The sequence below is a fragment of the Polaromonas sp. CG_9.5 genome (assembly GCF_035984465.1).
Lineage (GTDB): Bacteria > Pseudomonadota > Gammaproteobacteria > Burkholderiales > Burkholderiaceae_C > Polaromonas.
On record NZ_JAXCHR010000028.1, the window covers coordinates 17,811 to 30,120 of the forward strand.

Sequence of the window (12,310 nt, forward strand, 5' to 3'; positions counted from 1 at the left end):
AACACGACATCAAGAGTGACCGCTCAGGCGCGGCCCTGCTGAAACTGACCGACCTGCATGCCTACTACGGCAAAAGCCATGTGTTGCATGGCGTTTCCTTTTCGGTGTGGCCCGGCGAAATCGTGGCCTTGCTGGGCCGCAACGGCTCGGGCCGCTCGACCACGGCCAAAGCCATCATGGGGCTGGTCGATTGCCGGGGTTCCATCGGCTGGAAAAATGCTGAAATTGTTGGAAAAAAAGCCTACCAGATTGCGCATCTGGGCCTGGGTTACGTGCCTGAAAACCGCGACATCTTTCCCAAGCTCACGGTGCACCAAAATTTGCTGCTCGGCCAGAAAGGCTCGGGCAAGGGCTCACGCTGGTCGTTCGACGACATGTACACCCTGTTTCCCCGGCTGCGCGAACGCCAGCACACCGAAGCCGGCGTGCTGTCGGGCGGTGAACAGCAAATGCTCACCTTGTGCCGCACCCTGATGGGCGACCCGGACCTGATCATCATTGACGAGCCAACTGAGGGGCTGGCGCCCAAAATTGTTGAACTGGTGGGCGAGTATTTGCAAACGCTCAAGGCCAAAGGCATCTCGGTGCTGCTGATTGAGCAAAAGCTGACGATTGCCATGGCCATTTCAGACCGGGCGCTGGTAATGGGCCACGGCAGCATCGTGTTTGACGGCACGCCTGACAGCTTACGGGCCGACGCCGACATCCGAAAAGAATGGCTGGAGGTATGAGCCACGCCGCGCACCTTGTCACCGCTGGGACAACTTCGGCATCAAATTCGGGTAAACCCGTGGTTTCGTGGACTTGTGCCCCATCAAACCGTCTCTACAATGATAAAAGAACGGTCGTACTATTTTCGGAAATTGCCAGACACCCGCAGCGGTTTGCTGCAGTCTGAACCTTCAACACTGAAACTTCCCAATCAAGGAAAGAAAACGCAATGACAACTCTTTATGAAGTTCACGGCTCGGTAGCGCGCATCACGCTGAGCAATCCGCCAGTCAATGGCCTGGGTCATGCCACCCGCCTCAGCATTACAGAGCACTTGCAAAAAGCCAATGACGATGAGGCCGTCAAGTCCATCGTCATCACCGGCGCTGGCAAGGCTTTCTCGGGCGGTGCCGACATCAAGGAATTCGGCACACCCAAGGCCATGCAGGAACCCAACCTGCTGAGCGTGATTCTGGCGGTTGAAAACTCGCCCAAGCCCGTCGTTGCTGCGATTCACTCTGTCTGCATGGGCGGCGGACTGGAGCTGGCGCTGGGTTGTCATTACCGCATTGCCGCGCCGGGCTGCAGCGTTGCGCTGCCCGAAGTCAAACTGGGCTTGCTGCCGGGCGCAGGCGGCACACAGCGCCTGCCACGCGCGCTCGGCGTTGAGCCGGCGCTTAACATGATCGTCAGCGGCGAGCCGGTCAGAAGCGAATTGCTGGCGCAAATCCCGGGCCAGAAGCTGTTTGACAAGATGGCTTCTTCCCCCGAAACGCTGGCCGACGAGGCGTTTGCCTTTGCCCAGTCGATTGCCGATATTCGTCCGCTGCCGATGGTACGCAGTCTGCCGTGCAAGCACCGCAACGGCGACGCGTATTTCCAGTTTGCCCGCAACATGGTCAAGGGCATGTCCAAGAATTTTCCCGCGCCGCTCAAATGCGTCGATGCCGTGGAAGCCGCGACCAAGAGAAAGTTTGAAGACGGCATGCGCTTTGAGCGCGAACTGTTTATCAACCTGATGTGGACGCCTGAAAGCGGTGCCCTGCGCCATATTTTTGCAGCCGAGCGCGCCGCCTCCAAAATTCCGGATGTGCCTGCCGACACGCCAAAACGCGAGATCAATTCGGTTGCCGTGATTGGCGCTGGCACCATGGGCGGCGGCATTGCCATGAATTTCCTGAACGCCGGCATTCCCGTCAAGATGCTGGAGATGAAGCAAGAAGCGCTGGATCGCGGCCTTGCCACCATCCGCAAGAACTACGAATCGCAGGTCAAAAAAGGCAAGCTCAAGCAAGACAAATACGAGCAGCGGATGGCCCTGCTCAGCACCACGCTGAGCTACGACGACCTGAGTGATGCCGACATGGTGATTGAAGCCGTGTTTGAGGAAATGGGCGTCAAGGAAAAAGTGTTCGCTGAACTTGACCGCGTGATGAAGCCCGGTGCCATTTTGGCCTCCAACACGTCCACGCTGGACTTGAACCAGATCGCTGCCTTTACCAAGCGCCCTGAAGATGTGGTGGGCCTGCATTTCTTCAGCCCGGCCAATATCATGAAGCTGCTGGAAGTCGTGCGCGGCGAGAAAACCGCCAAGGATGTCATGGCCACCGTCATGGCGGTCGCCAAGAAAATCCGCAAGACCGCAGTCGTCTCCGGCGTATGCGACGGCTTCATCGGCAACCGCATGATCGAGCAGTACGGCCGTCAGGGTGGGTTTTTGCTGGACGAAGGCTGCACGCCCGCGCAAGTCGACAAAGCCATCGAGAAATTCGGCTTTGCGATGGGGCCGTTCCGCATGGGCGACTTGGCCGGCAACGACATCGGCTGGGCGATTCGCAAGCGCCGCTACCAGGAAAAGCCAGACATGAAATACAGCAAGACCGCTGATTTGCTGTGCGAGAAGGGCCGTTTTGGGCAAAAAACCGGTGCCGGCTGGTACGACTATGTAGCCGGCAAGCGCGACGCCATTCCAAATGCAGAAGTCGTCAAGATGATCGAAGACCACCGCGCGTCTCTCGGCATCACGACGCGCAAGATTTCTGACGAAGAAATCGTCCAGCGTCTGGTGTATTCGCTCGTCAATGAAGCCGCGCATATTCTGGAAGAAGGCATTGCCAGCAAGGCCAGCGACATCGATATGGTCTATCTGATGGGCTACGGTTTCCCGATTTACCGGGGCGGCCCAATGCTGTATGCCGACCAGGTCGGCCTCTTCAACGTGGTGCAGGCGATGAACCGCTTTGCAAAAAATCCGCTCGACGACGCCAACTTCTGGAAACCCGCACCGCTGCTGGCCCGGCTGGCTGCCGAAGGCAAGACCTTCAATTGATCGCGCAGTGCCAACCCAGCCAAGCCCCTAAATTCCGGAGATTTTCATGACTTCAGCAGTAATTGTTTCCACCGCCCGCACCCCTTTGGCCAAAAGCTGGAAGGGCGCTTTCAACATGACGCATGGCGCTACTTTGGGCGGCCATGCCGTCCAGCACGCCATTGCCCGCGCCGGCATTGAAGCCGGAGAAGTCGATGACGTGATCATGGGCTGCGCCAATCCCGAAGGCGCAACGGGCTACAACATTGCACGCCAGATTGCCCTGCGTGCCGGTTGTCCCGTCACTGTCTCGGGCATGACCGTTAACCGCTTTTGCTCCTCCGGCTTGCAGGCGATTGCACTGGCATCGCAGCGCATCATTGCCGGCGAAGCCGACATTTTTGTCGCTGGCGGCGTTGAAAGCATTTCGTGTGTTCAGCAGGAGATGAACACCCACATGGCGCGTGAAGACTGGCTACTCAAGAACAAGCCCGAGATTTACTGGAACATGCTGCAAACCGCCGAGCAGGTTGCCAAGCGTTACGGCATTGGCCGCGAACGCATGGACGAATATGGCGCTGCCAGCCAGCAAAAAGCAACGGCGGCCTTGGCGGCAGGCTTGTTCGAGGCCGAAATTGCCCCCATGACCGTCACGATGGGCGTGGCCGACCCGGTGATGGGCTTGATGACCAAACAGGTCACCATCAGCCAGGACGAAGGCATTCGTGCCGGCACGACCAAAGAGGGCATCAGCGGTTTGCGCTCGGCTATTCCGGGCGGCCTGATTTCAGCCGGCAATGCCAGCCAGTTCTCGGACGGCGGCGGTGCGGTGGTGGTGATGGACGAAACCGTTGCCCAGCGCAAGGGCTTGACACCGCTCGGCCGCTTCCTCGGTTTTGCCGTGGCCGGCTGCGAGCCGGACGAAATGGGCATCGGTCCGGTGTTTGCCATTCCCAAGGTGCTGGCCAAGCTGGGCTTGAAGGTCAGCGACATCGACTTGTGGGAGCTGAACGAAGCGTTTGCCGTGCAGGTGCTGTACTGCGCCGACAAGCTGGGCATTCCGATGGACAAGCTCAACGTCAACGGCGGCGCGATTGCGGTCGGCCATCCTTACGGCGTCACGGGCCAGCGCCTGACCGGCCATGCGCTGATCGAAGGCAAACGACGCGGTGCCAAGCGCGTGTGCGTGACCATGTGTATTGGCGGCGGCATGGGCGCTGCAGGTATTTTTGAAGTACTGTAAAAGCCGCTTCCTTCAGGTCGTCAATCCGGGGCCGAACTTGCAAACCCCTGCAGGTGCCGGCCCGCTTTTTTTTAGTCGTGAAGGCGAGTCATGAGTTTGCGTTCCACCCTTGATTTTTTGCTTTACCAGTGGCTTGACGCCGAGTCCCTGAACCAGCGCACGCGCTTTGCTGACCACAGCCGTGAAACTTTTGATGCGGTGTTTGACACCTGCGAGCGCATCGCGCGCGAGAAATATGCGCCTTTCAACCGCACGGTCGATACGCAAGAGCCGCATTTCGACGGCGAAAAAGTCATCTTGCCCCAAGCCACGCACGACGCGCAAAAAGCCTATGCAGCGTCAGGCATGCTGAGCGCTGCCCAAGACTATGAAATCGGCGGCATGCAGTTGCCCTACACGGTGGAAGCCGCCGCCAACGCTTTTTTTGCAATGGCGTCGGTCAGCATGGGGTCAAGCCTGCTGACCACGGGCAATGCCAATTTGCTGATGGTGCATGGCACAGACGCGCAAAAAGGCGTGTTTGCCACGAACGAATTTTCAGGCCGGTTTTCGGGCACCATGTGCCTGTCGGAGCCGCAAGCGGGTTCTTCGCTGAGCGACATCACCACACGGGCCGTGCCCGATGGCGCTGATTTTGAAGCCGATCCACTGGGCGCGCGCTATCGCCTCAAGGGCAACAAGATGTGGATTTCAGCCGGTGAGCATGAGCTGACCGAGAACATCATTCATCTGGTGCTGGCCAAGATTCCCGGCTCCGACGGCAAACTCATTCCCGGCACCAAAGGCATTTCGCTGTTCATCGTGCCCAAGAAGCTGGTCGGCACCGACGGTCAACTGACCGGCGTTCGCAATGACGTGGCACTGGCCGGCTTGAACCACAAACTGGGCTGGCGCGGCACGACCAACACGCTGCTCAATTTTGGCGAAGGCAAATACCCGGTCAATGGCCAGGCCGGCGCTGTCGGTTACCTCGTCGGCAAGCCGCACGAAGGCCTGCGCTGCATGTTCCACATGATGAATGAGGCGCGTATTGCCATTGGCATGGCGGCCACCATGCTGGGCATGGCGGGTTATTACGCGTCACTTGACTACGCCAAAAACCGGCCACAGGGCAGGCCCATGACAGGCGCTGGCAAGGACGCCGCCGCGCCGCAAAGCCGCATCATCGAGCACGCTGATGTCAAGCGCATGCTGCTGGCGCAAAAATCCTATTGCGAAGGCGCACTGGCGCTGGAGCTGTATTGCGCCCGGCTGGTGGACGAGCAGCATACGGCCGACCCGCAGGCTGCCGACGAGGCGCGGCTGCTGCTCGAAGTGCTGACACCCATCGCCAAAAGCTGGCCCAGCGAATGGTGTCTGGAAGCCAATTCGTTGGCCATCCAGGTGCTTGGCGGCTACGGCTACACGCGCGATTTTCCGGTCGAGCAGTACTGGCGCGACAACCGGCTGAACATGATTCACGAAGGCACGCACGGCATTCAGGCAATGGATTTGCTGGGCCGCAAGGTGCTGATGGAAGGCGGCAAAGGCTTGCAGCTGCTGGCCGCACGCATCAACGCCACCGCAGCGCGCGCCGCGCAGGTGCCAGAACTCGCCGCGCATGCCGACGCGCTGGCCGATGCCTTGCAACAAGTCAGCAGCGCCACCGAAGCGGCCTGGGCCAGCGGCCAGCCGACCGAGGCGCTGGCCAATGCCGTGCCTTACCTGCAGGCTTTTGGCCACACGGTGCTGGCCTGGATCTGGCTTGATGTTGCGCTCGCTTCATTGACGCTTGATGCTACTGAATCAATAGCTGCTCGTGCAGGACGGATGGGCGCTACACGCTATTTTTATCATTATGAGTTGCCAAAAATAGCGGCTTGGCTCCAGGTCGTCTCAAGCCGCGACGCCACCTGCGCTGATTTCCCTGAAGAATCGTTCTGATGGGCTTGTTCAAGCCATCGACCGGCACGGTTCCCAACAAATTCGTGGCGCGCCTGGAGGGCGTGAGCTGGATTTTGATTTGTGGTGGCTTGCTGGCGCTGGTCTTGGGCCTGTTTGTCGGGCCGGCTGACGACGACACGGGCTGGGGCCTGGTCGTTGGCGGCGGGCTGACTGCCGTGGCGGGCGGCGGCTTGATCTATGTCCGCTCCCGAATAAAAGACGATTCCTGACCCTGTTTTTTCGCCCAAAAATTCAACCCACCCCAAGGAGACTTATGACCCGCACCATTCAACAACTGTTTGACCTCAAGGGCAAAACCGCCCTCGTGACCGGCGGCTCGCGCGGCCTGGGCCTGCAAATGGCGCAGGCGCTGGGCGAAGCTGGCGCCAAAGTCATGCTGAGCTCGCGCAAGTCCGAAGACCTGATCGAATCGGCTGCCGTCTTGAAGGCTGCCGGCATTGACGTGGACTGGATTGCCGCCGACTGCTCGAAAGAAGCCGACATCCGCGCGCTGGCCGATGAAACCATCAAACGCTTTGGCCATGTCGACATTCTGGTCAACAACGCCGGCGCTGCCTGGGGCGCACCGGCCGAAGACCATCCGGTCGAGGCCTGGGACAAGGTGATGAACCTCAATGTGCGCGGCTACTTCATCTTGTCGCAGCACATCGCCAAGCACAGCATGATTCCGCGCAAGTCGGGCCGCATCATCAATGTGGCGTCGATTGCCGGTCTGGGCGGCAACCCGCGCGGCATGCAAACGATTGCCTACAACACGTCCAAAGGCGCGGTCATCAACTTCACGCGCGCGCTGGCCTGCGAATGGGGTGTGAACAACATCACCGTGAACGCAATTTGCCCCGGCTTTTTCCCGAGCCGCATGACAGTCGGCACGCTCAAGGCGCTGGGCGAAGAAAAGCTCGCCGCGCACGCGCCGCTGGGCCGGCTGGGCGACGACGAAGACCTCAAGGGCTTGTGCCTGCTGTATGCATCGGATGCCGGCAAGCACATCACCGGCCAGTGGCTGGCCGTCGATGGCGGCGTGTCGGTCATCACAGGTGGCTAGAAATGGCCCCCACGCTCCCCACTTTGTGTGGTTCGCTGCCCCCCCAGGGGGCCGCTGCGCCTACGGCCCGGCAAAGCCGTGGATGTTTCACCCCCACGCTTGTCGCTTCGCGTACTGCGCTGCCCCCCGAGGGGGCCGCTGCGCCTACGGCCCGGCAAAGCCGGTTCCGTGGCCCTGACTGGCCTGGAAATGTCGCCCCTGCGCTATTGGAGATGCGATGAACTTCGGTGCAGAAATTCCTTTTGTCACGCTGCTGGGTTTCACACTCGAACGGTTTGAGGGCGGTGAATCCACGTTGGGTTACACACCCGCGCCTGCGCACCTCAACTCCTTTGCTGTCACCCACGGCGGTGCCTGCATGACGCTGCTGGACGTGGCGATGGCTGTGGCCGCGCGCAGTGTGCAAAAAGACATGGGCGTGGTCACCATCGAGATGAAAACCAGCTTCATGCGGCCCGCGCCGGGCGACGGCAGCAAGCTCACGGCCAGAGGGCGGCTGATGCACCGAAGCACCTCGCTGGCATTTACCGAAGCCACGATTTACGATGCGAAAGGTCAGGCATGCGCCCACGCGACCGGAACCTTCAAGTACGTCAGGCGGCAGGTTGCAACCGATGTGGAGGCCAGCGCAGCACTGAATGCGCCGCTGAGTCCGATTTCAACCGACTGAAACGCTTTTTTTGAATCAAAAAGGCCGCTTGCGCAGTACCCACGTGCGCAAGCTGCTATTAATTTCGTAGTAATTCGCTCTATTTTTTCGATAAGCCACTTCAAGGAGAATTTCATGACCATCAACCCACAAATCCTGCTCGACAACCGCCCCACCGGTGAAGCTGTCGCCAGCAACTTCAAACTGGCCAGCAGCGAAACGCCCGCCTTGCAAGACGGCGAGGTGCTGGTGCGCCACCACTTCCTCAGCCTCGACCCCTACATGCGCGGCCGCATGAACGATTCCAAGAGCTACACCGCGCCGCAGCCACTGGGGCAAGTCATGGGCGGTGGCACCGTCGGTGAAGTCGTGGAAAGCCGCTCGCCAAAATTCCAGGCCGGCGACCAGGTGGTCGGCATGGGCGGCTGGCAGCAATACAGCGTGGTGAAAGCTGACGAACCCGGCGCGCTGCGCAAGGTCGACACCACCCATGTGCCGCTGTCGTACTACCTGGGCGCCGTCGGCATGCCCGGCGTTACCGCCTGGTATGGACTGTCGAAAGTCATCGCACCCAAGGCCGGTGAAACGATGGTAGTCAGCGCAGCCACGGGCGCTGTCGGGAGCGCCTTTGGTGCCTTGGCGAAAGCACGCGGCTGCCGCGCCGTTGGGATTGCTGGCGGCCCCGAGAAGTGCAAGTACGCCGTCGAAGAACTGGGCTTTGACGCCTGCATCGACTACAAACTGCACCAGGACGCCGCATCGCTTTCAAATGCGCTGAAAGAGGCTTGCCCCGATGGCATTGACGGCTACTTTGAAAACGTGGGCGGCATGGTGTTAGATGCAGTGCTGCTGCGCATGAACGCCTTTGGCCGCATTGCCGTGTGCGGCATGATTGCCGGCTACGACGGCCAGCCGCTGCCGCTGACTTACCCGGCGCTGATCCTGACCAACCGGCTCAAGGTGCAGGGCTTCATCGTCAGCGAGCACATGGAAATCTGGCCCGAAGCGCTGAAAGAACTCGGCACGCTGGTGGCGACCGGCAAGCTGCATCCGCGCGAATCGGTTGCGCAAGGCCTGGAATCCGCGCCAGAAGCATTTTTGGGTCTGCTCAAAGGCAAGAACTTCGGCAAGCAACTGGTCAAGCTGGTCTAGTTTTGACGCTCAAGCGGCGGCCTTGGACATCATCCATGAAGCGTTCAAGCCGCCTGAACCGTGGGTCAACGACAAGCTGTGTGAAACCAGCCGGCCGCTGCAGGGCGCGATGAATTAATCCGCCCGGCCTCGACACCATAGCGCTGACGCAACCGGGCGGGTGGCTGGGCACGGCTGACCCGGCTCGATTACGCGCTGGGCACCAGCAGCGGCCATGTGGAAGAGGGCGGCGAAGGTGTCAGGGCGCGCATCTGACGCTGGGGCGCTTCATTGACCGCGCCATGCCTTGCCAAACTTGACAATTTACCGACTTCAGGAGTCCTTCATGAGCACGCCCCCCACCTTGATTCTTCACCATTACCCCACTTCGCCCTTTGCCGAAAAAGTGCGCCTGATGCTGGGGCATAAAAACCTTTCCTGGAAGTCAGTCATCATTCCGATGGTCAGTCCCAAGCCGGACGTGGTGGCACTCACGGGCGGCTATCGCAAGACGCCGCTGCTGCAGATTGGCGCTGACATTTATTGCGACACGGCGTTGATCGCCGACGTGCTGGAACATATCCAGCCGCTGCCCACGCTTTACCCCGAACCCAGCAAAGGCATGGCGCGCACGCTGGCGCAATGGGCCGACAGCACATTGTTCTGGACGTCCATGGGGTTCAACATGCAGCCCAAGGGAGTAGCGCAGATATTCGAACGTGCGCCGCCCGAAGCGGCCAAAATTTTTGCCGAAGACCGCAAAGCCATGAGCGCCGGCATGTCACGCCAGCGTCCGCAAGACGCCGCTGCCGCCTACAAGTCCTATCTGCGCCGCCTGTCCGACATGCTGGACGACCGGCCTTTCATGCTGGGCGATGTGCCGTGCATCACTGACTTTGCGATGTACCACCCGCTCTGGTTCACCCGCGTTCGCACGTCAGTGCTGGCCGACATCCTGAATGCAACGCCTGCCGTGCTGGACTGGATAGACCGCATGGCCGCAATGGGCCATGGCACGATGGAAAAGTTCACAGCGCAGGACGCGATTGCGGTGGCTGCCGCTTCAACGCCGGCTGGCCTGGCAGGCGATATTTTTCAGGATGAGCATGGCATTGCCCTGGGCAGCCAGGTCATGATCAGCGCCGAAAACTTCGGCCTGGAGCCTACCCATGGCGAACTGGTCGCCGCCACGCGCATGCACTACACGCTGCGCCGCACCGATGAACGCGCCGGCCTGGTGCATGTGCATTTTCCGCGCATCGGCTACTCGCTCAAGCCTGCCCATGCCGTATGAGCGGCATCGAATGGCGTTACCTGGCTTTTGACGCGTTGAGCGTTGCCGAGCTTTACGCCGTGCTTCAGTTGCGTGCAGAAGTATTTGTCGTCGAGCAAGCGTGTGTTTTTCAGGACATGGATGGCGCGGATGCGCAGGCGATGCATTTGGTCGGGACGTTGCAGGGCGTTTTGGTCGCCTATGCGCGCTGCTTTGCCGCCGGAGAAAAATTTGTCGAAGCCAGTATTGGCCGCATCGTGACCCGCTCCTCGGTGCGGGGCAGCGGCGCGGGGCATGCGCTGGTTGAAAAAGCCATTTTTTGTCTGTTCCAGCGATCGGGTGCGCAAGCCATCAGGATCGGTGCGCAGGCCCAATTAGCGTCTTTTTATGGCCAGCACGGGTTTGAGAAGTCGGGGTCGCCGTACATGGAAGACGGCATTCCCCATATTGAAATGTTGCGCAGTGTTTGATTCCCAAGGAGTTACCTAGATGATTACGAATTTCAAAGGCAAGACCGCCGTATTGACCGGTGCCGGCTCAGGCTTTGGCCTGGAATGCGCCCGAATAGGCGCCAAACTGGGCATGAATCTGGTGCTGGTCGATGTGCAGCAAGATGCGCTTGACCAAGCTACCGCAGAGATGCAGGCCCTGGGTGCCGAGGTGCTGTCATTCCGGCTGGACGTGTCCAAGGCCGATCAGATGCAGGCCATGAGTGAGGCCGTTTTCGAGCGCTTTGGCGCGCCGCATTTTGTTTTCAACAATGCCGGCGTAGCCTCGGGCGGCATGATCTGGGAGGGCACGGTCAGTGACTGGGAATGGGTGCTGGGTGTGAATCTGTGGGGCGTTATTCACGGCGTTCGCCTGTTCACGCCGATGATGCTCGAAGCCGCCGCCAAAGACCCGTCGTGGCAAGGCCACATCGTCAACACTGCCAGCATGGCCGGCTTGCTCAATGCCCCCAACATGGGCGTCTACAACGTCAGCAAGCATGCCGTGGTGTCCCTCACTGAAACGCTGTACCAGGACTTGCGCCTGGTCAGCGACCAGGTGGGCACCAGCGTGGTGTGTCCGTACTTTGTGCCTACCGGCATCAGCCAGAGCCAGCGCAACCGGCCTGCCCAACTGGACAGCCAAAAACCTACCCGCAGCCAGTTGATTGGCCAGGCGATGACGGACAAGGCGGTCGGTTCGGGCAAGGTGACAGCGGCTGAAGTGGCGCAAAAAGTGTTTGATGGCATGGCCGCCGACCAGTTTTACATCTTCAGCCACCCCCGGGCGCTGGGCAATGTGCACAGCCGCATGGAATGCATCGTGCAGCAAACCAATCCGACAGACCCGTTCGCCGAGCGCCCGGACATTGGACGTGACCTGAAACTGGCGCTGCGGGCAACTTGAGGCGGGTCAACGGCAGCGCAGGCTTTTGGATAGTCCAAGAAGCTTGACGTTCGTACAAGCGTTAAGCTTTGCCGCAGCGCGCGGTCTTTTTCAAGGCTTTGCGCTGTGTCTTAACGCCCCTGCCTGGGCAATTCAACCCGATTCCCATGACCTTTAAATCCCTGTTCAAAATTCTTCCTGCAGCGCTCGTCTCCGCCAGCCTTTTATTGGCGGGGTGCAATGATTCCACCGTCACGAGTGGAGCCGACAAAGCGGGAAAATCCGCCAGCGCGCCCGTCTCCATGGCGGCAATGGCTGAAGAGGCCAAAGGCTTCATGGTCGGCTCGTCGATGAGCGCGCGCACGGTGTATGTTTTCTTCGATGCGCAGTGTCCGCATTGCGGTGTGCTGTGGAATGCGGCCAAACCCCTGCGCTCCCAAGCAAAATTTGTCTGGATTCCTGTTGGCATCATCAATCCGTCCAGCACGTCTCAGGGCGCGACCTTGCTGGCGGCTCCGGATCCGGTTGCGGCGATGGAGGGTAACCGTCCGACGAACACCATTCTTGCGCCGGGTTGATGAGCCGGGCAGTATCCGGGGAGTTGCCCACCACGATGGTGTGCACTTAACCCG

At 60.1% G+C, this 12,310-nt stretch carries 12 protein-coding genes; all 12 read left to right on the forward strand.

Annotation, left to right across the window (positions count from 1 at the left end; translation table 11 throughout):
- Positions 1-35 precede the first annotated feature (35 nt).
- The 12 genes from RCH06_RS16020 to RCH06_RS16075 all read left to right on the forward strand — a co-directional run bounded on the left by RCH06_RS16020 (position 36) and on the right by RCH06_RS16075 (position 12,256).
- Complete coding sequence (locus RCH06_RS16020) at positions 36-731, forward strand: ABC transporter ATP-binding protein (RefSeq protein ID WP_327082476.1); 696 nt, start codon at positions 36-38, stop codon at positions 729-731.
- A 209-nt stretch (positions 732-940) separates the two neighbouring features.
- A complete protein-coding gene (locus RCH06_RS16025) occupies positions 941-3,040 on the forward strand; it encodes a 3-hydroxyacyl-CoA dehydrogenase NAD-binding domain-containing protein (protein ID WP_327082464.1) in 2,100 nt (699 codons plus the stop codon).
- Positions 3,041-3,086: 46 nt separating this feature from the next.
- Complete coding sequence (locus tag RCH06_RS16030) at positions 3,087-4,262, forward strand: acetyl-CoA C-acyltransferase (RefSeq protein ID WP_327082465.1); 1,176 nt, start codon at positions 3,087-3,089, stop codon at positions 4,260-4,262.
- A 90-nt stretch (positions 4,263-4,352) separates the two neighbouring features.
- Complete coding sequence (locus RCH06_RS16035; RefSeq protein WP_327082466.1) at positions 4,353-6,185, forward strand: acyl-CoA dehydrogenase; 1,833 nt, start codon at positions 4,353-4,355, stop codon at positions 6,183-6,185.
- A complete protein-coding gene (locus RCH06_RS16040) occupies positions 6,185-6,415 on the forward strand; it encodes a hypothetical protein (RefSeq protein ID WP_327082467.1) in 231 nt (76 codons plus the stop codon). Before RCH06_RS16035 ends, RCH06_RS16040 begins: the two co-directional genes overlap by 1 nt.
- A gap of 44 nt (positions 6,416-6,459) precedes the next feature.
- Positions 6,460-7,251, forward strand: coding sequence for an SDR family oxidoreductase (locus tag RCH06_RS16045; protein ID WP_327082468.1), 792 nt, complete (start codon positions 6,460-6,462; stop codon positions 7,249-7,251).
- A 217-nt stretch (positions 7,252-7,468) separates the two neighbouring features.
- Entirely contained in the window at positions 7,469-7,921 is a 453-nt protein-coding gene (locus RCH06_RS16050) for a PaaI family thioesterase (protein ID WP_327082469.1), read from the forward strand.
- A gap of 114 nt (positions 7,922-8,035) precedes the next feature.
- Entirely contained in the window at positions 8,036-9,052 is a 1,017-nt protein-coding gene (locus tag RCH06_RS16055; RefSeq protein WP_327082470.1) for an NADP-dependent oxidoreductase, read from the forward strand.
- Positions 9,053-9,377: 325 nt separating this feature from the next.
- Positions 9,378-10,325: a glutathione S-transferase family protein gene (locus tag RCH06_RS16060; RefSeq protein ID WP_327082471.1), complete on the forward strand. Its 948-nt coding sequence runs from the start codon at positions 9,378-9,380 to the stop codon at positions 10,323-10,325.
- Positions 10,322-10,774, forward strand: a complete 453-nt coding sequence (locus tag RCH06_RS16065; RefSeq protein ID WP_327082472.1) for a GNAT family N-acetyltransferase — start codon at positions 10,322-10,324, stop codon at positions 10,772-10,774. The genes RCH06_RS16060 and RCH06_RS16065 overlap by 4 nt, the downstream gene beginning before the upstream one ends.
- Positions 10,775-10,793: 19 nt before the next feature.
- Positions 10,794-11,699, forward strand: a complete 906-nt coding sequence (locus RCH06_RS16070; RefSeq protein WP_327082473.1) for an SDR family oxidoreductase — start codon at positions 10,794-10,796, stop codon at positions 11,697-11,699.
- Positions 11,700-11,845: 146 nt separating this feature from the next.
- Positions 11,846-12,256 carry a hypothetical protein gene (locus RCH06_RS16075; protein ID WP_327082474.1) on the forward strand — a complete coding sequence of 137 codons (411 nt, stop codon included), beginning with the start codon at positions 11,846-11,848 and terminating at the stop codon, positions 12,254-12,256.
- Positions 12,257-12,310: the final 54 nt, after the last annotated feature.